Origin of the sequence: Corynebacterium curieae (assembly GCF_027570035.1) — a bacterium.
GTDB classification, from domain to species: domain Bacteria; phylum Actinomycetota; class Actinomycetes; order Mycobacteriales; family Mycobacteriaceae; genus Corynebacterium; species Corynebacterium curieae.
This window is the reverse complement of the sequence record NZ_JAKMUU010000002.1, coordinates 114,506-137,263: the sequence shown is the minus strand read 5'-3', so window position 1 is coordinate 137,263 and position 22,758 is coordinate 114,506. Positions and strand designations below refer to the sequence as shown.

General features: G+C 57.8%; 17 protein-coding genes and 1 pseudogene. 11 read left to right on the top strand and 7 right to left on the bottom strand.

What is annotated here, in order from left to right; genetic code table 11:
- Positions 1 to 35 precede the first annotated feature (35 nt).
- The 3 genes from L8V01_RS04830 to L8V01_RS04820 all read left to right on the top strand — a co-directional run bounded on the left by L8V01_RS04830 (position 36) and on the right by L8V01_RS04820 (position 3,646).
- Positions 36 to 1,739 (top strand): carboxylesterase/lipase family protein, encoded by a 1,704-nt coding sequence (locus L8V01_RS04830; protein ID WP_269946014.1) that lies wholly within the window; start codon positions 36 to 38, stop codon positions 1,737 to 1,739.
- A gap of 81 nt (positions 1,740 to 1,820) precedes the next feature.
- Positions 1,821 to 2,657, top strand: a complete 837-nt coding sequence (locus L8V01_RS04825) for a DNA primase (RefSeq protein WP_269946013.1) — start codon at positions 1,821 to 1,823, stop codon at positions 2,655 to 2,657.
- A 137-nt stretch (positions 2,658 to 2,794) separates the two neighbouring features.
- The gene (locus L8V01_RS04820; RefSeq protein ID WP_269946012.1) at positions 2,795 to 3,646 is read left to right on the top strand and encodes a hypothetical protein; all 852 of its coding nucleotides are present in this window, start codon (positions 2,795 to 2,797) and stop codon (positions 3,644 to 3,646) included.
- Here the strand turns inward: L8V01_RS04820 and L8V01_RS04815 are convergent.
- The gene (locus tag L8V01_RS04815) at positions 3,643 to 4,161 is read right to left on the bottom strand and encodes a hypothetical protein (RefSeq protein WP_269946011.1); all 519 of its coding nucleotides are present in this window, start codon (positions 4,159 to 4,161) and stop codon (positions 3,643 to 3,645) included. The genes L8V01_RS04820 and L8V01_RS04815 overlap by 4 nt on opposite strands.
- A gap of 112 nt (positions 4,162 to 4,273) precedes the next feature.
- On the opposite strand from L8V01_RS04815, the gene L8V01_RS04810 reads away from it, so the two are divergent.
- Complete coding sequence (locus L8V01_RS04810) at positions 4,274 to 5,515, top strand: MFS transporter (protein ID WP_269946010.1); 1,242 nt, start codon at positions 4,274 to 4,276, stop codon at positions 5,513 to 5,515.
- A 15-nt stretch (positions 5,516 to 5,530) separates the two neighbouring features.
- On the opposite strand, the gene L8V01_RS04805 is transcribed toward L8V01_RS04810, so the two are convergent.
- The 4 genes and pseudogenes from L8V01_RS04805 to L8V01_RS04790 form a co-directional block, all read right to left on the bottom strand.
- Entirely contained in the window at positions 5,531 to 6,508 is a 978-nt protein-coding gene (locus tag L8V01_RS04805) for an Nramp family divalent metal transporter (RefSeq protein WP_269946009.1), read from the bottom strand.
- Positions 6,509 to 6,563: 55 nt separating this feature from the next.
- Positions 6,564 to 6,671, bottom strand: a pseudogene (locus L8V01_RS04800) (Nramp family divalent metal transporter); the annotation flags it as partial.
- A 246-nt stretch (positions 6,672 to 6,917) separates the two neighbouring features.
- Entirely contained in the window at positions 6,918 to 10,040 is a 3,123-nt protein-coding gene (locus L8V01_RS04795) for a DUF3427 domain-containing protein (protein WP_269946008.1), read from the bottom strand.
- Positions 10,041 to 10,595: 555 nt separating this feature from the next.
- Positions 10,596 to 10,991 (bottom strand): (deoxy)nucleoside triphosphate pyrophosphohydrolase, encoded by a 396-nt coding sequence (locus L8V01_RS04790; RefSeq protein ID WP_269946007.1) that lies wholly within the window; start codon positions 10,989 to 10,991, stop codon positions 10,596 to 10,598.
- A 133-nt stretch (positions 10,992 to 11,124) separates the two neighbouring features.
- Between L8V01_RS04790 and L8V01_RS04785 the strand changes: the two genes are divergently transcribed.
- Positions 11,125 to 12,471: a YjiH family protein gene (locus L8V01_RS04785; RefSeq protein ID WP_269946006.1), complete on the top strand. Its 1,347-nt coding sequence runs from the start codon at positions 11,125 to 11,127 to the stop codon at positions 12,469 to 12,471.
- Between the two features lie 8 nt (positions 12,472 to 12,479).
- Here L8V01_RS04785 and hutG read toward each other — a convergent pair whose 3' ends face one another.
- Positions 12,480 to 13,412 carry a formimidoylglutamase gene (gene hutG, locus L8V01_RS04780; RefSeq protein WP_269946005.1) on the bottom strand — a complete coding sequence of 311 codons (933 nt, stop codon included), beginning with the start codon at positions 13,410 to 13,412 and terminating at the stop codon, positions 12,480 to 12,482.
- Between the two features lie 62 nt (positions 13,413 to 13,474).
- Between hutG and L8V01_RS04775 the strand changes: the two genes are divergently transcribed.
- From L8V01_RS04775 to L8V01_RS04765, 3 genes are all read left to right on the top strand, one after another.
- Positions 13,475 to 14,218, top strand: a complete 744-nt coding sequence (locus L8V01_RS04775; RefSeq protein WP_269946004.1) for an IclR family transcriptional regulator — start codon at positions 13,475 to 13,477, stop codon at positions 14,216 to 14,218.
- A gap of 74 nt (positions 14,219 to 14,292) precedes the next feature.
- Positions 14,293 to 15,846, top strand: coding sequence for a histidine ammonia-lyase (gene hutH, locus L8V01_RS04770; RefSeq protein ID WP_269946003.1), 1,554 nt, complete (start codon positions 14,293 to 14,295; stop codon positions 15,844 to 15,846).
- 1 nt (position 15,847) lies between these two features.
- Complete coding sequence (locus tag L8V01_RS04765; protein ID WP_269946002.1) at positions 15,848 to 16,510, top strand: flavin reductase family protein; 663 nt, start codon at positions 15,848 to 15,850, stop codon at positions 16,508 to 16,510.
- Here L8V01_RS04765 and L8V01_RS04760 read toward each other — a convergent pair.
- Positions 16,493 to 17,278 (bottom strand): SGNH/GDSL hydrolase family protein, encoded by a 786-nt coding sequence (locus L8V01_RS04760; RefSeq protein WP_269946001.1) that lies wholly within the window; start codon positions 17,276 to 17,278, stop codon positions 16,493 to 16,495. The two genes, L8V01_RS04765 and L8V01_RS04760, sit on opposite strands and share 18 nt — an antisense overlap.
- A gap of 189 nt (positions 17,279 to 17,467) precedes the next feature.
- Between L8V01_RS04760 and hutU the strand changes: the two genes are divergently transcribed.
- From hutU to L8V01_RS04745, 3 genes are all read left to right on the top strand, one after another.
- Entirely contained in the window at positions 17,468 to 19,144 is a 1,677-nt protein-coding gene (hutU, locus tag L8V01_RS04755) for a urocanate hydratase (RefSeq protein ID WP_269946000.1), read from the top strand.
- Entirely contained in the window at positions 19,145 to 20,314 is a 1,170-nt protein-coding gene (hutI, locus tag L8V01_RS04750) for an imidazolonepropionase (RefSeq protein ID WP_269945999.1), read from the top strand.
- Between the two features lie 149 nt (positions 20,315 to 20,463).
- Entirely contained in the window at positions 20,464 to 22,329 is a 1,866-nt protein-coding gene (locus L8V01_RS04745; RefSeq protein ID WP_269945998.1) for a DEAD/DEAH box helicase, read from the top strand.
- Positions 22,330 to 22,758: the final 429 nt, after the last annotated feature.

Below are 22,758 nucleotides of genomic sequence, written 5' to 3'. Positions count from 1 at the left end.
CGCCCAGGGCGTGCAGGCGTTCTAAGCTAGTGAGTATGGTTACGCCGCACGAGAACTACCGCGATTCCGGGGATTTCCCTCCGGAGGAGTCCTCCGCGGCGGCGCGCCTGAAAGCGATGCAAGCACATGAGCGCGCCCGCCGCGCCTTTGAGGAGGCGCAAAACGCCTTAGCGGATGAATTGACGGTGCGTACGACCTCCGGGTGGGTGAGGGGTGGCATCGAAGAGGATTTGCGCACCGATCGGCCAATTAGTGCCGGCCCGGTGCTGACGTGGCGCGGTATTCCCTTTGGGGAGACCACCGCGGGGGATAACCGCTTTCGCGCCCCGCAGCCGGCCCCGCCCTGGGAAGGCGTACGCGATTGCAGCCAGTTCGGCCCGCCGGCCCCGCAGCCCACCTATTCGTGGACCGATCGCATCATCGGCTCCGAGGACTGCCTGCACCTAGATATTGTGCGGCCACGCACCGAAGAGAAGCTTCCCGTGGTGGTCTACTTGCACGGCGGCAGCTTCATTATGGGTTCATCCCATATGCTGATGCTCCGCGGCTTTGAGCTGGCCACCCGAATGGATGTGGTTTACGTATCCATTAACTTTCGCCTCAATTCCCTGGGCTATTTGGACCTGCGCAGCTTGGGCGGGGACTGCAGTGCTAACCCGGCCGTGGCCGATCAGATCTTGGCGTTGCAATGGGTCCGAGACAATATTGCGGCCTTTGGCGGCGATCCTGATTCGGTCACCCTCATGGGTGAATCAGCCGGCGGCGCGGCCGTATTGACCTTGATGACGAGCCCGCCCGCGAAGGGCCTATTCCACCGCGCGATCGCCCAGTCCCCGCCGATTGCCATGATTCATTCTCGCGCTCAGTCCACCCTGTGGGCGCGCGAGCTGGTCCACCGCATGGCCTTGCCGCGGCGAAGTTCGGTGGAAGATTTGCGGCAGGAAAACTACGCCGATTTGGTGCGGTCCGGCCAGTCCATGATGTGGCGTGCCGGGGAGCTAATCCACCTCAACTCCTGTTATGCGCCCACGGTGGATGATGAGCTCATTCCGGAGCACCCCATCGCCGCTTTTGAGAACGGCCACCAGCATCAGGTGCCGCTGCTTATAGGAACCAATTCGGACGAGGCGAGCTTTGGCAAATTCCTCTTTCAGCGCCAAAGCTCCCGCGAGCGCGCCGCTTTGCGCCTTTTAGCTTCCTTCGATCCCCAGCACGCTCCGGAGGTCGTTGCCGCCTATGACGGTGCGGTGGCCAGGGAGGATTTTGCGCACTTGCTTGCCGACGCCCTCTTTTGGGCACCCTCCACCCGCATCGCCAGCGCCCATGCGCAGGCGGCACCAACGTGGATGTACCGCTTCGACTACGCCTCTGCGGTGCTCAAGTGGTTAGGGCTGGGTGCGATGCACTCGATGGAGCTGGGCAATGTCTTCGGTGATCCCTACTCCTCGCGCGCGTCTTTCCTGACCAATTGGGGCTCGCGTGCGGAAATGGAGGAGCTTACCGCTACCATGCAGCAACACTGGTCCGCCTTCATCCACGGCGGCCGCCCAGAGACGAGTTGGCCGCGCTATGGCGTGGACCAACGCGCCACCATGATCTTCGATGCGGAGGCCTATATCGAGCACGCCCCGCACGAACTGAAGCGCCAGGCCTGGGAGGGCTACCACATGTTGGAGTGGGGGAGCGGGCGTCCGGAGCTTGTGAGATCTTTGGGCTTCCAACCATCCGGGTGGGAATGACGGTAGACTCCACAGTGACCGCGGGCGGCGGCTTGCCTACCGTGGGAACCTCTGCTTCCGAAGGATGGATTTTAAACCACCATGAGCTTTTTCGAAGATATTGCTTCTGCATTGGATGCCGAGGGCATCGAGTCCCGCGTCAATGATGACGTCATGTTCGTTCCGATCACCTCTGATCTGGAAATCCAATTTATTGAAATCGATCCGCTCCTCCCCGCGGCGAATGTTTATATCGCCGCGGCGGACGTTGATGAAGACGATGAGGAATTTGAGGCGGTCCTTGTCTCCGTCGCCTTCTCTGTAGACGATGCCGTGGAAGCGGTATCCCGCCACATCGCCACCGACCAAGTAGTCACCGTCCTGCGCGATCTCCTAGAGGGCACCGATGAGCGCATCGCGGAACTGGAATTTGCCCAAGACGAGCTCAACCCGCACTTAGTCGTCGCAGAAGTTGCCAATGACTCGGAGCTGCGCGTTCTGGTGGAAACTATCGATGGCGTCCCGTCCGCCATTGTCCGCTTCCTCGCCTTCGACTTTGATGAGGATGACCTAGATGACATTGAGGACGAAGCAGTTGCTCAGGCCTGGGAAGTAGATGAAGAGGACGAAGATCTTGATGAGGCTGACCGCATCGCCCTCTTTGATAACGCCGACTTCGATGAGGTTCCCATCGTAGAGGTTCCCGCTGAGGCCCTCGAGCTCGGAACCTATACCGACTTTGATCGCCTCTTCGATGTCCTCGGCCTCGTTTCTGAGCAGGCCCTGGATTGGGAGGCACAGCTGGTGTCCTTTGATGATGAGGACTACGAAGAGCCGGATGTCTACGATATCTTCGGCGAAGATGACGAAGATGAAGACTTCTTTGACGGCGAGGAAAGCGACTTCGAGGACGAAACAGACGAAGACAACGAGAAGTAGCCCCCACTTCTCATAGCCCAGCCAGCCGCATCTTCTTGCGACCTAGGCTGGGCTTTCGCGTTGCTATTTTCGCGCACCCCAAATTAGGCTTTGTATGATTCCCATACCCTTAGCCCAGCCTTACGAGGAGGAAAACCATGGCCTCGACCCGCGATACTACCTGGCGATACGTACTCGTCATTGTCGCAGTGGCTCTCTCGCTTGCCGCTTGGTTTTGCACCGTCCTTGGCCTTTATTCCACGGTCAACGTGACCTTTGAAAGCTACCTAACCGCAAGCGTTTGGGTTCTTCTCTTTGTGGCTTCTGTGCTGTTGTACACCTCGCAGCACGGCTTGGTTCCTAACTGTATCCTCTTTTATCCGGTATTCGGTGCTTCGTTCAACCTGTTACTGAGCTCGTTGACGGTGCGCTCGCAATTGCCTTTGTTCTTCGATTGCATCGGCACCGCCATTGTGGCAATCATCGCCGGCCCAGTGCTTGGAGTGGCTACCGGCTTGACCACCACTGTGCTGAGCGGAGTGTACTTTGCCTATGATCTTGCTTTTGCCCCGGTGGGCATCTTTATTGGCGCTGCAGTGGGGTTATTGGCTAGGCGAGGGGCGTTTAAGAAGCTATCGTGGACCATTTTTTCTGGACTGGGTATGGGACTCGGTGCCGGGGTTATTAGCGTGTACGTGCTCATCTTTTCCTTCAGCGGCCGCCCACGGAAGGGGCCAGAAAACCTCACCAAATTCTATGAGTTGATTTTCCAAGACGAGCGCGTCGCCATCATCTCGCAGGGGCTTACCTCAGATGTCTTAGATAAAGTCTTTACCGTCCTTATCGCGTGCCTCGTCCTACGTTTTATGCCAAGGGCCCTGGCGCGGCACTATACAGTGACCTTCAATAGCGAGGTGCTACGCAAGGTCCTTGATGCGCCTGATCCGCGTGTAGAATCAGACGCATCGGCCACGCCCGCGAGGGCAGCCAAACAACACGCGTCCGCTTAAGCGGCTTGGCTAAAGCCTGCGAAAAGTGACTCGGGGGAGTGGACCGGCTGATAGGAGCTATCCACGAGCCACACGTAGGTGGCATTCGGTCCGCGGGAAACCTCGTGGACGGCGTCGACCAACTCTGCTGGCACGAGTGTGCGCACCCAGCCTTCGGCTACAGCGGGTTCGACCGGCTGGCCAAAGTTCTCGGTGATGCGGATGGTAATGAGGTAGGCCGGAATTCGGTCTTGGCCAAAGCCGCGCACGCGAGCCTTAACCCGCGCACCCACGCGGTGGCGGGTGATGCTCATGCAGTATTCGCCGCCTGGTCCACCGACGAGAGTGGGAAGCTGCTTTATCGGTGGGCGCCAGGTGGGAGTGGGCCGTGCTAGGGACCGCGGGTGGTGCATGATGGCCGCGATGGACTTGATGGTGTCGTATTCGTGATAGAGCAAGTCTGCGGCAACCTCGCTGGCGGATTGCGGCAGGGACATCGGGGTGTGCTGGGAAAAGTTCTTCTGTACGTTGTGCATGCTCATCACACTAGAACCCGACCCGGACATCACCCTACGTTAATAAAACAGGTGTTCGAACGATAATCGAAAATGGCTTTCCACCACGCCAAGGATTAGAGTTGCAGCCGATATGATGAATACACACAGCGGGGAAGTAGAACACGGGGAAGCACCAAAGATCCCACGCGAAATCTGGGTCATGGTCACCGCTGCCTTTATTATCGCTTTAGGCTATGGTCTCATCGCCCCACTTTTGCCGCAGTTCGTGGTGAGCTTCGATGTCTCCATGGCCGCGGCGGGCCTTGTGGTATCCATCTTCGCCGCCTCTCGCCTTATCTTTGCGCCCATGTCCGGCTCGCTGGTAGATCGCGTCGGCTCGCGCCGTGTCTACCTCGTTGGGCTTATGACCGTTGCGGTTACTACGGGCTTAGTCTCGATCGCCCAAAGCTACTGGCATATCGTGGCCCTGCGTGCTATAGCCGGCATCGGCTCGACCATGTTCACCGTTTCTGCCATGGGCCTTATTGTGCGCATGTCCCCGCCGACGATTCGCGGCAAGTGCTCTGCCACCTACGCCACGGCCTTCCTTTTAGGCAACGTCGCCGGCCCAGTACTCGGCGCTAGCCTCTCCTTTCTGGGATTCCGCTGGCCATTTTTCATCTACGGCGCGGGTGTCGCGCTCGCCGCATTCGTCGTCTGGTGGCAAATGCCCCGCGTCAACCACAAGCAGGCCAGCAAGGACAAGCTACCGCCGATGCGCCTGCAGGAGGCCTGGGACGATACTGCCTACCGTGCGGTGCTGACCTCCAACTTTGCCCATAGCTGGATCAACATGGGCGTGCGCGTATCCGTCCTTCCGCTTTTTGCCGCTTCCATCTTCCACAATGGCGCGGCTGCTTCCGGTCTTGCGCTTGCCGTTTTTGCTGCTGGCAACGCTATCGTCTTGCAGTTTTCCGGCAGGTGGTCCGATATCCACGGCCGCAAGCCGCTCATCCTCATCGGCCTCGTCGGCTCAGCCATCTTTATGGTGCTCATGGGCATGGCCACCAGCGTGTGGTTCCTTCTGCTCATCTCCGCTTTCGCCGGCGCTTCTTCCGGGCTTATCAACCCCTCCCAGCAGGCCGCGGTGGGCGATATCGTGGGCAATGACCGCTCCGGCGGCAAGGTGCTTTCTACCTTCCAGATGGCAGGAGACTTCGGCCAGATCTTGGGACCTATGCTTATTGGCCTGCTTGCCGACGCCTGCGGCTTCCCCCTCGCCTTCACCGTCTGCGGCGCCATCGCACTTATCGGCATCATTGCTTGGATCTTCGGCCGAGACCCGCACGCCGGGGTGGGGAATAAGCCGATGCGAGTGCCGCAAGAAAAGTAAGTATTTGTGTTTCGGCTAAAAAATTTCAGCCAATTGGGAAACGCATAGATAAACGAAGGCAACGGAAATAATCGCCATCAACGTGTTGACGATCCAGCCGTTTCTCCATTGCTTTGGGGTGTGTTTGGTATTCAGCAGGACCAAAAGCGTAAGGCCTAAGAACGGCATAAACAAAGCGCCCAGGACTCCGTAGGCGATGATAAGGCCGGTTGGTTTTCCAAGGAGCAAAAGCAGCATTGGTGGGAAGGTTAGCCAGATGAGGTAAGCGCGGTAGTACTTTCCACCTGTACTGGTTCGGGGATCGCCTTGCGGGATCTTTTTGAGGTGACCGATGTAGTCGGCAAACATTAGAGACACGCCGTTCCAAACACCAAGGCAGGAAGAGAATGCGGCAGAGAAGAACCCGACAATGAACAATTTGGACATGAAAGTTCCGTAGCGGTCCTCGAGAACGTCTGCCATATCGACGAGGCCCTGGTCATTATCGGAGACCGCGACGTTGGCGCTGTAGAGGAGCTCAGCACCCAGTGCGAGTGTAGCCAGAACAAAAATACCGGTAACTGAGTAAGCCACCGCATTGTCCATGCGCATAACCTGTATCCATTTCGGCGTGTACCATTCCTTTTCACGCAGCCAGTAACCGTAGGCAGCAAGAGTAATTGTGCCGCCCACTCCGCCGGCGATGGACAGTACGTACACGAAGGAGCCATCCGGAATCCGCGGTACTAAACCTCCGATGACTTCGGGAAGGTTCGGAGCTGTAATGGCGGCGATACCCACCACGGTGACAAACATGATTCCGACCAAAATGGCTGATAGCTTCTCAAAGAGTTGATACCGGCCAAGCCAAGTCAGAACAAAACAGACTATTCCGGAAATAATTGCCCACATCTCGAGGCTGGTTCCTGGGAAAAGGGCGCTGAGGGCGAGACCAGCTCCGGATATCGATGCAGCGCCATAAACAAGTCCCCAAATAACGATATAGGGGGGCAAAATACCAGGAAGTCCATCGACCTAACTCGCGCCAGCCATGGAACATTGTGTTTCCGGTAGCAAGGCTATACCGCCCGACACCTTCGACCAGCACAATCTTCATTATCGTACCGATAATGACCGCCCACAGGAGAGCGTAGCCATAGCGTTGGCCGGCAATCATAGTGGCAACTAGGTCGGCTGCGCCGACACCTGTCGCTGCGGCAACTAGTCCCGGACCGACTAAGGTCCACTTCACTCTGGCCTGGTCGGTTGTTCCAGTGTCGTGCATGTCCTCTGCAGGCCGGGCGGAACTCGATTCGCTGGTCTGACTCATAGCACCCTCTCGATTGATTGTGTTTCTAATCACTATAGGGAGAGTGGTGCTTGTTATCAGTAAAACGGGTATTTCAATTTCTCGGTTGGATTTCTAGGCCACCGTTCGTCCCGCAGCATAGAGTGCCTTGGGCATTGCCCTTTGGAGCTTCCATTCGAACTGGATCGGCTTTTCCCCATGGTGGGATACATAATCTACTGCACCGAGATAGGTATATGCGCTCGCTGTCCCGACTTCGTTCTTCTTGGTAAAGCGCGAGGCAATGAGAATTTTTCCATCGCGCTCTTGATGGCCGATGTATCGCCTAGCCGCCTTCGATTTCAAGGTCGTTGTTGATTGAGATTCCCAGTGCAAAAGATCGGGCGAAATTGGATAGTCTCGGTAATTCGTGGAGGCACTTACTTGTTCGTCCTTTTGAAACGTCACCAAGAAAAGATCTGTGTTGATATCGGGAAAGTATTTCACGCCCTCTCGAGGCAGGTTCGCAAGCTGCTGAAGGCTTCCCGACTCTAAAGCGCCGATAAGTTCGGCCAGCGAGTAATCCGCATGTGTTTCTAGAACGGAATTATCGCTATGCTGCGGGATGATGCGCGAGGAGTCACTTCTCAGTTTCATAACCTGCTCTAATTCCCAAGCAACTTGCGGATGCTGGCGCAAGACGGTGAGAGCTGCGTCAAAGGAACCAGGATGCTGAGAATTTGAATTCGCCCAGAATCCGAGTACGAGCATTCGGGTGAAAGCTTGGTCGGATGGTTCCATGTCGGCGTAGCGAAGACTTGGGGTGGAAAGGATACGCAGATAGGCATCGATTCGGTGTGGATCGTTGACATGGAGGAAGACCCGAATTCGGTTAAGTAGAAATGATTCGGTTTTGTCGGAGTTCTGCCTAAGCAGGCCTTCCTCTCGAAGCAGTCGCGTCCACGAATACTTTGATGGGCGGTAAATGTCCTCTAGTTGCAGGTTCGAATCCTCAAGGAACTCTTTGAGATTTGTGGTTCGAATTTCAGAGAGCAATGCGCGCACATTACGTAGGGAATTTCGTGAGATCTTCTTGACATTGCGGAGAACCTGCTCGGCTGTCGTTTCATCGAACTGAATATGTGAACCCGGTGGAGTGGTGGGAAAGCCCTGTTCAATTTCTTCAGCTAAGAGTTTGCCTCGCTTCCGGGTTAAGGCATGGAACTTTCGCTCGAAATCAAAATCAACATGCTGCTGGCCAATGAAATCGAAAATGACACAGGAGTCTTTTCCTGGAGACAGACGGAGACCACGACCCAGTTGCTGCAGAAAGATCACCGGGCTTTGCGTTGGGCGGAGCAAAAGTAGGGTGTTAACAGCAGGAATATCTACGCCCTCATTAAATATATCTACGGAGAACAGGACTTTGACCTTGCCAGTCTCCAGATCTTTAATGGCTTGGGCTCGCTCCGTAGCGGGGAGATCGCTTGTGACGGCTCGCGCTGGGATTCCAAATTGCTGGAATTGCTGCGCCATATATTCTGCGTGGGCAATAGTGACGCAAAACCCGATAGCCTTCATCTGGGAAAGATCGAAAATGCGTCGGTTTAGCTCGTTGATGATGAAGCGGGTGCGCTTTTCGCCTGACTTGATGTAGAACTCGGAGAGCTCTTTGGAGTTGTAGTCCTTTTTACCTCGGCTCCAAGTCAACGAGGAAAGATCCGTGCCATCAGCTATCCCATAGTAATGCATAGGAACTAAGAGCTGTAGGCGCAAAGCATCCCAAAGGCGCAGTTCATGAGCTACGCGATAGTCAAAGTATTTCTGAACGTTTTCGCCATCACCGCGTTCCGGAGTAGCCGTTAAGCCTAAGAGTTCTTGTGGCTGAAAGTGGTCCAAAAGTGCCCTATATGTGGGAGCTTGTGCGTGATGGAACTCGTCGATTACTACGACATCAAAACGCTTGGGATTTAGCTTTTTTAGTCGGGAAGCGCTAAGAGATTGCACACTGGCGAAAACATAATCCCAGCGGCGAGGCTCAGCGCCGTCGACTAGCAGCTCACCGAAGTCGGCGTCTTTGAGTACTTCCTGGAATGTCCGTCGGGCTTGGTGAAGAATTTCCTTCCGGTGAGCTACGAAGAGCAAGCGGGGACGTCGCTTCCATTGTTCGCATAGGTTTCGGTAATCCAGTGCGGCAACTACGGTTTTTCCTGTTCCTGTGGCAGCCACCAGGACGTTTCGATGTCGAGCTTTTACCTCTCGCTCTGCCCGCAGCGCCTCGAGCATCTCTTCTTGGTAGGGGTAGGGTGTTACCTCTAGGCCAGATAACTCCAGTTGGCGAAGCGCTCCGGGAACTTCACTGCCCTTGGCAATGCGGAGAGACTGCTCGAGCCGCTCCATGTCGATATTAGGATCGAAAGTCTTGAAGTGACTGTCGTGCCAGTAGCTATCGAAAGTCTTAATGAACTTGTCGATGACTTCCGGGGTTGCGGTGTTGGACCCGCGAACATTCCATTCCCAGCCATCGACGAGAGCGGACTTTGACAGGTTGGAACTACCAATAAAAGCCGCGTCGAAACCGGATTTTCGGCGGAAGAGCCAAGCTTTGGCGTGAAGACGAGTCGATTTGTGTTCATAGCAAATCTTCACGTCAGCCTGATACTTCTCAATCAATCGTTTGAGCGCGGCTGCGTCAGACGCACCGCAGTAGGTAGAAGTGAGAAGACGGAATGGGATCTTTTTATCCCGAAGGTACTCGAGCTGTCTATCGAGGACGCTAATGCCGGAGTTCTTGATGAAAGCACAAAGCAGATCTACAGAATCAGCAGTTTGTATTTCTCTCTCGATTTCGCTGGTTAAACTCGACTCTCCCTGAGCATTGGTAAACAGGGCACTTTTGGTGAGCGATACGTCCGGAAGAATGGGAGGTTCCGCCAACCCGGAGTTATAAACAGCGTAGAGGAGCTCCTCGGAATCGATTCCTTCATCCTCGTCTAGCAGAAGTGCAATCTTATTGATTAAGGCAATTCGATCTTCAGGGGACTTCAAACTGTAGAGACGGTGCTCAAGAAGTGATCCGATGTGTTGAGAAACCGCTGAGGCATAGCGGCCATGAGCTTCTTGATCGGAACTTCTTCCTATACCAAATCCTGCGGCAGGATAATTGTTTAGCGTGTCGTCCATGCGCTCGCGAACTCGGTACGTAATTGGGGTCTCGTACACACCGAAAGGTAGGGAAGAGTCGGGTCTAGTGCTCATAATGACCAAATTTTAAAGGCTCTGGAGTTTCAATTGGCGCATTCGAGGATTAGCCAAATAAATTTTCTCCGGAGGGTACTGCCCTCCGGTGCTTTTTAATTGCTGCATTTCCCAGAGAGTTTGAACTCGTTAAAAGGGCAAAGCCAGCATTCTAAACCTGTATTCCCTTTCGATTGGAGATTGGATTGAGAAGCCCAAAATGGCTACGCGATGAGATTCTTCTGGTGGCTGAGATAGGCATCCGCTTAGGTTGGCCAACTACGGGGCCTTAGGAAGAAATATCTAGAGTTTCTAACCTGCTGGCTAGTGGTGTTATGTATGGTGAAGCATTTCAGCCAGGTCCCAAATTCAGGAATGTAAATGGCGTCGGGCGGAAATATTCTGATCTCTATTCTGCGCGCCCGTCATATGAAGGACTAACGACCAACGGAGGAAAGGCAACGCAGGAAATCGCAGTGTTGGCGGAATCTGATCCACAATTGGTATTGCGTTTAGCGGGGGATATCCGCCGAATGCTGGCAGAAGGTTGCTACGAAAGGAAGACTCTTCCTTTTCTTAACTGTGACTAGAACTTAGTGCTTTTACCGCTGGAATGTCAGCGGGAGCCCAAGTTAGATTGTCAGCCTCTGTGGGGGTAACCCATTTTGTAGCGTCGTGATCGGTCAGGCGTAGGTCGCCGTCGACAAGTGTGCAATAAAATGTGGTTAGCTCAATGGTCGCGAATTCGTACCTGTAGGTGGTTGTCGTAACTTTTGGTCCCACTTCGGCTTTGAGGCCTAGCTCTTCGTGTATTTCTCGAGCTAGAGCTTGTTCGGGGGTTTCGCCAGGCTCAATTTTTCCACCTGGGAATTCCCAGTGGCCTTCTAATGGTTTGCCCGGTTTCTTGCGGCAGGCTAGAAAACGCTCGCCATCGTGGAAGACGGCACCGACGACGCGAATGGGTTCACTCATGTCTCTATTGTGCCTTGGATCTCGAAAACGTCTAGACAGTGAGCTGTTACTTAGATAACATATCTCCAATGTTCGCGTAAGGCTGTCACGCGGGCTTGAATTTTGTATGCAAGCTTGAGGGGACGGTTTTACTGTGACTTCTACCGAATCGGTCTATTCCTCCATTCAGAGCCATGACGGGGAAATCCCGCAGCCTGGCGGACGGTGGAAACTCTTTTTATATAGCGCCATTGGCGCGTTTGTATTCTTCCTGCCGGTGACTTATCAGGATAAGCGTTCCATTCCTTTGGACCACATGGTCACCATGGTGCGCGAGGGGATTCCAGCGGCGGTGCCGTGGATTATCTTTGCCCTTGCCGTCTATGGCACGGTGCGCAGCTTTACCACCGGCGCGTTTAAAGAAAGCGTATTGCAGGCGGTCTTTGCGGTGCTCAATATCGTGGGTGCGGTGATCTCGTTCCTTATGGTTATCGATGCGCTGCCGTGGGTGCTCGGTGATGAGGACCTAGTGCCGTTCCTGTGGAACTCCATCGCGATTCCGGTAGGCCTCATTGTGCCTATCGGTGGTGCGTTCCTGGCATTTCTCATTGGTTTTGGCCTGCTGGAATTTGTTGGCGTGCTCATGCAGCCCATCATGCGGCCGTTGTGGAAGACACCAGGGCGCTCAGCCATTGACGCGGTGGCCTCGTTCGTGGGCTCCTATTCGCTAGGCATTTTGGTCACGGACCGCGTCTACCAAAAGGGCGGCTATACCGGCCGCGAGGCGGCGATCATTGCCACCGGCTTTTCGACGGTCTCTGCGGCCTTCATGGTCATCGTGGCTAAGCAGCTTGACCTGATGAAGGTATGGGGCACCTACTTCATTGTCACCCTCATCGTGACCTTTGTGGTTACGGCCATTACCGTGCGCATTCCGCCGCTGCGCACCATTCCAGACGAGTACTTTGCAGATGCGCACCCAGACCCAGAAAAGCCAGTTGAAGGCTCGCGCTTCAAAAATGCGTGGCGCGAGGCCATGCTGGCGCTGCAGCGCGCGCCGTCCTTGTGGGAATCCATCTGGGAGAACCTGCGCGATGGCGTGCGCATGGCAGCGGCCATCGTGCCCTCGATTATGTCGGTGGGTCTTATTGGCCTATTGCTCGCGCGCTTTACGCCTATCTTTGAGTGGCTGGGCTACTTGTTCTACCCGTTCGCGTGGCTAGTGCAGCTGCCCGAGCCGGTACAGGCAGGCAAGGGTGCGGCCATGGGCATTGCAGAGATGTTCCTGCCTGCCACCGCGGTGGCAGGCAGCGACAACATGGTGGTCAAGTTTGTTATCGGCGTGGTGGCGGTTTCCGCCATCATCTTCTTCTCCGCGCTGGTGCCGTGCATCTTGGCTACCAAGATTCCGGTGAAGCTAACCCACCTGGTCATCATCTGGTTTGAGCGCGTGGCGCTGACCATCCTTATCGCCACCCCGATTGCGCACCTGCTGTTTTGAGAAAGTGGCTAGGCCTCTAGGTGGGCCGTTACGATGTCGTCGATAAGCCGCGCCGCTGCCTTAGCGGTGCGGTTATCTATGTCAAAGGTGGGGTTGAGCTCGACGACGTCCACTAGGGCCAGCTTTCCAGTCCGCGCAATAGCTACGGCCATGGCGCGGATGCGCTCATAAGATACGCCTAGGGACGCTGGGGCGGATACGCCCGGCGCGGTCGAGGCGGGCAATACGTCTAGGTCGATGGAGAGGTGGACCTTGTCCTTGCCCTCGGTGGCACGGGCGGCGAGCTCGCCGCACTCGGCCGGGGTGAGGTTGACCAGCTCCTCATCCAAGGTGATGGCTACACCGAGGGATTCGGCCTCATCAAAGAGCACCTTGGTGTTATTGGGGCGGGAAATGCCCAACACTGTGTAATCGAAGTCATCGGTGAGCTCCGAAATCTGCTTGAACGGGGTGCCGGAGGTCGCTTGATCGGCGCGGCGCAGATCGAAGTGGGCGTCCAGATTAATGATCTTGGTGGCGCCTACCGCGCGGTAGAGGCCGCGGTGGGAGCCAAAGGCAGTCTCGTGCCCGCCGCCGAGGATAACGGGGAGGGTGCCGGCCTGGACGAGTTCCTGCACCTTATCGGAAAGAGCATTGTGAGCACCATCGAGGTCATCGGCCTGGGTGGTGATCGTGCCGGCGTCGGCAAGCGCGTGCTCATGGTGCACCGCCAAGGAGCCAAGCGCGGAACGCAGCGCGGCGGGGCCCGCCGCGGCACCTTGGCGGCCGCCATTGCGCAGCACGCCTTCATCAGAAGCAAAGCCCAGGAGGGTTACTGGGGCGGGGGATTCGGTGGACTGATTGATAACGCTATGCCAGCGGGCATGCTCTGGGCCTGGGCCATCGGAGCGGCCGGACCATTCGGGGGCGGGGGTGAAAAGTTCAGCTTGTTCAGTGTTCATGGTTATCGATGGTAGGTAAGACCGCGGGATATGGCAGGAAACTCTGCCTACAATCACTAAATGTGAGTACTAATCGAGTTCCAGCGGCCCGTCATGCGTTAGAGATTCTTAAGTTGCTATCGACGATTGACGTGCCAATTTCTGCTGCCAGGATACAAGGCGAACTGGGGCTGCCACGGTCTTCTACTTACCATTTGTTGGCAGAGATGGTTGACGCTGGCTTTGTCGTCCACTTGCCTGAGCATAAAACCTACGGTTTAGGTTTAGCTGCGTATTCGATGGCTTCAGCATATGTGACGCAACAGCCGTTAGTCCGTATGGCAACCCGAGATTTGGAACATTGTGCAGGGTTGGTAGGCGGTTCAGGACACCTTTCCCGTATGGCAGGTTCGGAAATTTTGTACCTGCAAGAAGTTCGTGCACCGGGCGCTACATATTTGGTCACTGAGGTCGGTGTTCGCCTGCAGGCCCACAAAACAGCCTCTGGGCGAGCGATGCTGGCCTTTCTACCTGCGTCGGAAGTGCGTGCTGCCTTTGATACCTCCGGTGGATGCGGTTTTACAGAATTGAAGAAGCGGCTGCGCTTAGTGGCTGCGCGAGGCTGGGATCAGGAGGTGGAAGAGATTACCCGCGGCCAAGCTTCGGTAGCCGCACCGATACTGGACCACTTGGACCGGCCAGCAGCGGCGTTGGCAGTAACTTATCCGGTGGGGACTCCTGAAGGCCGAGTTGATGACGTTATACGTGCTCTGATGGCAGCAACTGACAAAGTGGCGGAAAAGATGTATCGCAAACGGAATAAGTGAGGTAGCATACATCTATCGCGTTGGGCTGTCGCGCGACACATTATTAGCTATTGATCCGGAACAAGGAGATTGTCATGCCTAACGCCTATCCAACCACCGTCACCGTAAATGTCGGTGCGTTGAGCATTGAGGATGTCGTGGCTGTTGCCCGCTTTGGGGCGACGGTGGAGATTGCGCCCGAAGCCTTAGAAGAGGTGGCCGCCACCCGCGAGCGCGTAGAAGAACTGGCGCAGGATCCCACCCCGGTGTATGGCATTTCCACCGGCTTTGGCGCGCTGGCTCGCCGTCAGATCCCGGAGGAGATGCGAGCCCAGTTGCAGCTTTCCCTTGTGCGTTCGCACGCTGCGGGCACCGGCCCGGAGGTGGAAGAAGAAGTCATCCGTGCGCTGATGCTGCTGCGCCTGTCCACCCTGTGCACCGGCCGTACCGGTGTGCGCCCCGTAGTGGTAGAAACCTACGCCAAGGCGCTTAACGCCGGTATCGTTCCGGTGGTGCGCGAGTACGGCTCGCTGGGCTGCTCCGGTGACTTGGCGCCGCTGGCTCACTGCGCGCTGGCCCTACTGGGCGAGGGCGAGGTGCGCGTAAACGGCGAGTTGCAGGATGCAGCCTTGGCCCTTGCCGCAGCCGGCATCGAACCGCTGCAGCTGCGCGAGAAGGAAGGCCTTGCGCTTATCAACGGCACCGATGGCATGCTCGGCCAGCTTTGCCTGGCCATTACGGATCTACGCGCGGCTGCCAAGACCGCCGATATCGCCACCGCTATGACCGTAGAAGGCCTCCTAGGCACCCTCGTGGTCTTTGCTGATGACCTGCAGCAGCTGCGCCCGCACCCAGGCCAGGCTGCTGCTGCTGCGAATATCCTCCAGGTGGCGGAAGGCTCGCAGATCTTGGAAGCCGCGCTAGAAGATTTCAAAAAGAACCAGGTGCAAGATGCCTACTCTGTGCGTTGTGCCCCGCAGGTGGCCGGAGGTTTCCGCGATACCTTGGCGCATACCACCCAGGTGGCGGAGCGCGAGCTCGCCGCCGCGGTGGACAACCCGGTGGTGGCCAAGGATGGCCGTGTGGTCTCTAATGGCAACTTCCACGGCGCGCCGGTGGCCTATGCGCTCGATTTCCTCGCCATCGTCACTGCGGACTTAGCTTCTATTTCTGAGCGCCGTACGGACCGCTTCTTGGACCCGGCGCGCAACCGCGGGCTGAATGCCTTTCTTGCTGATGACCCCGGTGTCGACTCCGGCCACATGATTGCCCAATATGCTCAGGCCGGCATCGTCAGCGAGCTAAAGCGCCTAGCTAATCCCTCCTCGGCCGATTCCATTCCGTCTTCGGCCATGCAGGAAGACCATGTGTCCATGGGCTGGTCCGCAGCCCGCAAGCTGCGCAAGGCCGTCGATGGGCTGCAGCGGGTACTCGCTGTGGAGATCCTCACCGCCGCCCGCGCCATTGACATGCGCGAAGGTGCCCCGGCCAAGGGCACTGGTGCGGTGATTGCGAAGCTGCGCGAGACCGTCGAGGGCCCAGGAGTGGACCGCTACCTCTTCCCGGAAATCGAAGAGACCGTGCGCCTAGTAAAGGACGGCGTCTTACTAGAGGCCGTCGAAACTGCAATTGGAAAGCTGCGTGATTAATATGTCAAACATCTCTTGGCACCCGCAATCTGAACCTAACCCCTTGCCATTTTCGCCGTTTAAGGCGAGCACGGTTCCGCGGCCCATTGGTTGGCTGTCTAGTGTTGATGGCCAAGGTCGCGAAAACATCGCTCCCTATAGCCAGTGGCAAAATCTCACCTTCGATCCACCCATGGTGATGTTCTCGGCTAACCAGTACCCGGATGGTCGCCGCAAGGATACGGTTCTCAATGCGGAAGAAACCGGCTGGTTCGTATGGAATATGGCCACCTATGACCTGCGCGAGGAAGTCAACAAGTCGGCCCAGGTGCTCGACTATGGCGAAAGCGAATGGGATCGCCTTTCCGTGACCAAGGAATATGCGGACAACCACCGCATTCCCATGGTGAAGGAATCGCCGGTGAAGTTCGAGTGCCAGTACAAGACCACCTTGCGCGTGCCCGGAAATTCCAAGGTGGGCACCATCGACCTCGTGGTGGCGGATGTCAAGACGATTCACATTGATGAATCCGTCATTGATGAGGACGGCAAGCTCGATATTCTCAAGATTAAGCCCATTGCGCGCATGGGTTACTTTGACTACACCGTGGTCACGGAGCGGTTCGAGATGCGCGTTCCCGGCTCTGACGACGCCGCGCGCGCCGGGTTAGAGGGCAGCGCGTAGCGCCTCGGCCATGGCCTGCTGGCCCGCGTGGGTGGGGTGCATGGGAAAGGAATTGGTCTCCTTGCCCGTAAAATCCACCCATGGGGAGGGCGAGCAGGCGGTGTGGTCTAAGGCGGAGTCGGCAAGCACGTAAGTAGCCCCATGGCGCACGGCGGCCTCGCGCACCGCTTGGTTGATGCGCTCGATGGACTCTGCCAACCACTCCCGGTCACTGGCCGGGATTTTTTCTATGAAGGGGCAGGTCTCCCCGTGCTTGATAAGGGGGAGGTAGCCGGTGGCGAGGACCTTCGCATTGGGGGAGCGGTGGTGGATTTCCGCATAGACCTTGTCGAGCCGGCGGGGGAGATCGCGAATTTCCATGTCTATCTGCGGGCCGGATTCCGTCTGGCAAATATCGTCTGTGGCGCATTGGGTAAGCCGCACAAAGCTGGCGTCATTGCCGCCGACGGACAGGCTGACCAGGTCGGTGTCCTCCCGCAGGGCATCGACCTGGGCGGGGTGCTCGCCGGCAGACGAGAGTACATCGAGGGTGCTTGCGCCCTGGCAGGCGACGTTGGTGAGCTCTGCGCCCATGTCTTTAGCTGCGAGCTCGGGGTAGGAGTCTTGTGCGCGCACGCAGGTATTGGGCGGATCGAGCGGCAGTGTGGTCGAGCCCATGGCCGCATAGGAATCTCCCAGCGCCACATAGTGGGGTGGCTGTGGCTCCTCGGCGGGGGTGGAACAAGCGGCGAGGAGGGCCACGGAAAGGAGGGGGATGAACCTACGCATGCAGGCCATCCTAGATCATTGTGGGGTTGTCTCATATACGAGACAGTTAGGGTTTGTGTGGCATGGTACACAGAGCTGGGTCACAGTACCTTATGACATGTGACGCCGAGCAAGTCCTCGGGGACAGCCCCGGGAAACCGGCCTAGGGGGGCTTGGGAGGGCGTCGAAAAAGCACGACGAAAGGAAGCCATGTCTCAACCACGCGAAGTACGCGCGCCGCGCGGAACCGAATTGTCCGCCAAGTCCTGGCAGACCGAAGCGCCCCTGCGCATGCTCATGAATAACCTCGACCCCGAGGTTGCGGAGCGCCCCGAGGACCTCGTGGTCTACGGCGGCACCGGCCGTGCAGCACGCAGCTGGGAAGCATTTGATGCCATCGTAGAATCCCTCAAAGACCTCGAGTCCGATGAGACGCTGTTGGTGCAGTCCGGCAAGCCGGTGGGCATCTGGAAGACCAATGAGTGGGCACCGCGCGTGCTTATTGCTAACTCCAACCTTGTAGGCGATTGGGCTAATTGGGAGCACTTCCGCAAGCTCGAAGATGAGGGCCTCATGATGTACGGCCAGATGACGGCCGGTTCCTGGATTTACATCGCCACCCAGGGCATCCTGCAGGGCACCTTCGAGACCTTCGCGGCAGTAGCTAAGAAGCGCTTTGGCGGCAGCCTGGACGGCACCTTTACCCTGACCGGTGGCTGCGGTGGCATGGGCGGCGCTCAGCCGCTGTCTGTCACCCTCAACGGCGGTGCCTGCCTCATCGTGGACGTGGACGAGACCCGCCTCAAGCGCCGCCAGCACAAGCGCTACCTGGACGAGGTTGTCACCGACCTCGACGAGGCCCTCAAGCTGGTCCTCGAGGCAAAGGAAAACAAGAAGCCGCTATCGGTTGGCTTAGTAGCCAACGCCGCCGAGGTCTTCCCAGAGGTTCTGCGCCGCCAGCGCGCCGGGGAATTTACCGTAGACATCGTCACGGACCAGACCTCCGCACACGACCCGCTGTCCTACCTGCCTTCTGAAATTACCGTGGATGACTGGCACAACGAAGCCAAGGCAGACCCAACCACCTTTACCAAGAAGGCCCGCGAATCCATGGCCGCTCAGGTCCAGGCAATGGTCGAATTCCAAGATGAGGGCGCCGAGGTCTTTGACTACGGCAACTCCATCCGCGATGAGGCCCGCAAGGCCGGTTACCAGCGTGCCTTCGAGTTCCCGGGCTTCGTTCCGGCTTATATCCGCCCGCTCTTCTGCGAGGGCTTGGGCCCCTTCCGCTGGGCCGCGCTTTCCGGTGACCCGGAGGACATCAAGGTCACCGACCAAGCGCTCAAGGAGCTCTTCCCAGACAACGAGCACCTACACAACTGGCTCGACGCCGCCGAAGAGTACGTCGAATTCGAGGGCCTGCCGGCACGCATTTGCTGGCTGGGCTACAACGAGCGCCACAAGGCCGGCCTGCTCTTCAACGACCTCGTGCGCGAGGGCAAGATCAAGGCGCCGATTGTCATCGGCCGCGACCACCTGGATTCTGGCTCCGTGGCCTCCCCGTACCGCGAGACCGAGGCCATGCTCGATGGCACCGATGCCGTGGCAGACTGGCCATTGCTCAACGCCATGACCGCCGTATCCTCGGGCGCTACCTGGGTCTCCCTGCACCACGGCGGTGGCGTGGGCATGGGCCGCTCCATCCACGCAGGCCAGGTCACCGTTGCCGACGGCACCGAGCTCGCCGCAGCCAAGCTGCGTGCGGTGCTTACCAATGACCCAGGCATGGGCGTTATCCGCCACGTCGATTCCGGCTACACTCGCGCAAAGGAGGTCGCCGATGAGCGCGGCGTCCGCATTCCGATGGAATTCAAGGCAAGGGACTAGATGAGCACACTTTTTACCGGCATTTCAGAACTCCGTACGGTCAGCGAGCGCGGCACGCTTAGCGACGCCGCCATTATCGCCGAATCCGGCACCATCTCCTGGATCGGCCCAGCCTCCGATGCTCCGGCCGCCGATGAGAAGGTCGACTTGGGTGGCCGCGCCGTCCTGCCCGGCTGGGTAGATTCACATACGCACATGGTCTTTGACGGTGATCGCTCCGCCGAATTCGAGGCCCGTATCTCCGGCGGTTCCTATGAGGCAGGCGGCATCGCCGTGACCATGGACGCAACCCGCCAGGCCGGCACTGACCGCTTGGATAAGCTGGTAGCGGACCGTGTGGCCGCCGGCCGCCGCGGAGGCACCACCACCTTCGAGACCAAGACGGGCTACGGCCTTAATACCGAGTCCGAGGTGGAGGCCGCCAAGGTTGCCTCCCGCCACGTCGATGACGTGACCTTCTTGGGCGCGCACCTGGTTCCACCGGGAGCAGACGCGGAGGAGTACCTCGATGAGGTCGTTGGCCCCATGCTCGAGGGCGTTGCTCCCTACGTGCAGTGGATTGACGTCTTCTGTGAGCGCGGCGCGTTCAACGAGGAGCAATCCCGCCGTGTGCTGGAAGCCGGTAAAAAGTTGGGCCTCGGCCTGCGCGTGCACGGCAACCAGTTGGGAGAGGGTCCGGGTGTTTCCCTCGCCGTCGAATTGGGCGCGGCTTCAGTAGACCACGTCAATCACTTGAGCGACGAGGACGTGGAGCTGCTGGCCAATTCCGATACCGTGGCCACCATGCTGCCAGCCTGCGACCTATCCACCCGCGAGCCGCTCGCCCCAGGCCGCAAGCTTCTCGACGCCGGCGCCACCCTCGCTATCGCCTCCAACCTCAACCCCGGCACGTCCTATACCTCCTCGATGAACTACTGCGTGACCACCGCGGTCCTGCAGCAGCACCTCTCCGTCGACGAGGCTATCCACGCCGCCACCACCGGCGGTGCGACCGCCCTGCGCCGCCACAATGTTGGCAATGGCCTCGATCCACAGGGCCGCCCCGCCAAGGGCACCATTGTGGAGGGTGCCGCCGCTGATTTGCACGTGCTCGACGCCCCCAGCGCCGTGCACTTGGCCTACCGTCCAGGTATGCCGCTGAGCTACCGCACCTTCGTCGCGGGAGCCTAGCGCTCCTCCGAATGGCCGCCGCTATTTGAAATAGCGGGCGGCCTTTTTGTTCTCGAACTACATCGAACATTGCAGGAAGCCTTGGCCAAGTATGCCGTGGAGCTGCGCAATGGAGTTTGGGGCTGCAATCGCGTAGGGTTGGTGAAGCAATGAGCATTACCGATAACGCCACCGGCGGCGTCAACGAGCCGGAAGATTTTAATAAGTCGGAATCTCAGGACAACTCGCAAGGTGTCACCAAGGACACCAGGGCTGCGAATACTTCTGAGGACACCGGCGCTGAGTCCCAAGACTCGGCCAACGACAACTCCCAGGGGTTCGCGCATCTTGGCCTGCCAGAGAAAATTCTGGAGGCCGTTGCGAAAGTAGGCTTTACCAAGCCGTCCCCCATTCAGGAAGAAACCATCCCGATCTTGATGGAAGGCCGCGACGTAGTCGGCCTCGCCCAGACCGGTACCGGCAAGACCGCGGCCTTTGCGCTGCCTGTCCTGTCGCAAATTGACGCCAAGGCCCGCCATCCGCAGGCACTCGTGCTCGCACCAACCCGCGAGCTGGCCCTGCAGGTAGCGGACTCCTTCCAGTCCTTCGCCGAATCCCTCAAGGGCGTCGAGGTCCTGCCTATTTACGGCGGCCAAGCCTACGGCATTCAGTTGTCGGGTCTGCGCCGTGGTGCCCAGGTCATCGTGGGTACCCCAGGTCGCGTTATCGACCACCTAGAGAAGGGCTCGCTGGATCTGTCCCAGCTGCAATTCCTCGTCCTTGATGAGGCCGATGAGATGCTGAACATGGGCTTCCAAGAGGACGTCGAGCGCATCTTGGAAGACACCCCGGACCGCAAGCAGGTGGCGCTTTTCTCGGCCACCATGCCGAACGCTATCCGGCGCCTTTCTAAGCAGTACCTCGACAACCCCGCCGAGGTCACGGTGAAGTCCGAGCGCCGCACCAATGACAACATCACCCAGCGCTTCCTCCTCATTCCGCACCGCGCGAAGATGGATGCCTTCACCCGCATCCTTGAGGTCATCAATTACGATGCCATCATCGTCTTCTGCCGGACCAAGCATGAGACCGAAGAAGTGGCCGAGACCCTGCGTGACCGTGGCTTTAGCGCCGCCGCCATCAACGGTGATATTGCACAGGCGCAGCGTGAGCGCACCGTCGATCAGCTCAAGGATGGCCGCCTAGACATCCTCGTGGCTACCGACGTCGCCGCCCGTGGCCTCGACGTTGAGCGCATCACCCACGTGGTCAACTTCGATATCCCGAACGATACCGAGTCCTACGTGCACCGCATCGGCCGTACCGGCCGCGCGGGACGCTCCGGCGAAGCCATCTTGTTTGTCACCCCGCGCGAGCGCCGCATGTTGCGCTCTATCGAGCGCGTGACCAACGCCCGCTTGGAAGAGATGGAACTGCCGTCCGTCGATGAGGTCAATGAAAAGCGCAAGGAAAAGTTTGCGCAGTCCATTACCAACTCCATGGACAATAAGCAGGCGGATTTCTTCCGCACCTTGGTGCGTAAGTACTCCGAGGACAATAACGCGGCCATGGATGACATCGCTGCAGCCCTCGCTGTCATGCTGCAGGGTGGCAAGAACTTCCTAATGGAAGACAAGCCCCTGCCGAAGCCGAAGCGCGATCGCGACCGCCGCGACGATCGCCGCCGCGACCGCGACTTCAAGGGCGGTGGCAAGGGCCGTGGTCCGAAGCGACCGGACGGAGATTTTGAGACGTACCGGTTGGACGTCGGCAAGCGGCAAAATGTGCGCCCGGGAGCCATCGTGGGTGCCATCGCCAATGAAGGCGGCTTGTCAGCCAAGGACTTTGGCCGCATCACCATCGCGGTAGGCCATACTCTGGTTGATCTACCAAAGAACCTTGACCCGGCAGTGCTGGATCGCCTCAAGGATACCCGCATTTCCGGCCAGCTGATCAAGATTCAAAAGGACACTGGCCGCCCGCCACGCCGTGACCACGGTGGCGGACGCAAGCGCGGTGGACGCTGGCGCGATTAACATTTTCGACTCAATGGGCCTCTTCGGAGGCCCATTTTTTGTTTGTCTTCTTCTGGCCAATATGATTATGCCGATTAGAGATTCTAGCGCTCGTCATTGCGATTTATAGGATATACGCTGGGTATTTATCACCTGTGAGGGGAAACTGACAGGAATTTTAAAGGGGTAAATTGTGGCATAGTGTTATAAGATTTGTGGTTCATATCACGAGAGGATTGGAGTTCCCTAATGAGCCCTCAATCGACCCATGAGCGCTTCAAAGCCGCACTATTTAAGCGAACCTTAAGCGCTGCAACCATTGCCATTGTTGGACTAACAACTGTCCAAGTTGTAGATAGCCCCCTAGCCCCGCTACCCGCTGCTTTCGCAGCAAGTCAGACCATTACTGGTACCACCTCTGTTTACGATGATCAGAACCCTGCCTCTGTC

Bases quoted from the DNA above. Each gene is read 5' to 3' on its own strand.
- L8V01_RS04765 (WP_269946002.1), top strand. From the start codon at position 15,848: ATGTCAAACATCTCTTGGCACCCGCAATCTGAACCTAACCCCTTGCCA.
- hutG (WP_269946005.1), bottom strand. From the start codon at position 13,412: ATGAACACTGAACAAGCTGAACTTTTCACCCCCGCCCCCGAATGGTCC.
- L8V01_RS04830 (WP_269946014.1), top strand. From the start codon at position 36: ATGGTTACGCCGCACGAGAACTACCGCGATTCCGGGGATTTCCCTCCG.
- L8V01_RS04795 (WP_269946008.1), bottom strand. From the start codon at position 10,040: ATGAGCACTAGACCCGACTCTTCCCTACCTTTCGGTGTGTACGAGACC.
- L8V01_RS04760 (WP_269946001.1), bottom strand. From the start codon at position 17,278: ATGCGTAGGTTCATCCCCCTCCTTTCCGTGGCCCTCCTCGCCGCTTGT.
- hutH (WP_269946003.1), top strand. From the start codon at position 14,293: ATGCCTAACGCCTATCCAACCACCGTCACCGTAAATGTCGGTGCGTTG.
- L8V01_RS04825 (WP_269946013.1), top strand. From the start codon at position 1,821: ATGAGCTTTTTCGAAGATATTGCTTCTGCATTGGATGCCGAGGGCATC.
- hutI (WP_269945999.1), top strand. From the start codon at position 19,145: ATGAGCACACTTTTTACCGGCATTTCAGAACTCCGTACGGTCAGCGAG.
- L8V01_RS04790 (WP_269946007.1), bottom strand. From the start codon at position 10,991: ATGAGTGAACCCATTCGCGTCGTCGGTGCCGTCTTCCACGATGGCGAG.
- hutU (WP_269946000.1), top strand. From the start codon at position 17,468: ATGTCTCAACCACGCGAAGTACGCGCGCCGCGCGGAACCGAATTGTCC.
- L8V01_RS04815 (WP_269946011.1), bottom strand. From the start codon at position 4,161: ATGCACAACGTACAGAAGAACTTTTCCCAGCACACCCCGATGTCCCTG.
- L8V01_RS04810 (WP_269946010.1), top strand. From the start codon at position 4,274: ATGATGAATACACACAGCGGGGAAGTAGAACACGGGGAAGCACCAAAG.
- L8V01_RS04745 (WP_269945998.1), top strand. From the start codon at position 20,464: ATGAGCATTACCGATAACGCCACCGGCGGCGTCAACGAGCCGGAAGAT.
- L8V01_RS04820 (WP_269946012.1), top strand. From the start codon at position 2,795: ATGGCCTCGACCCGCGATACTACCTGGCGATACGTACTCGTCATTGTC.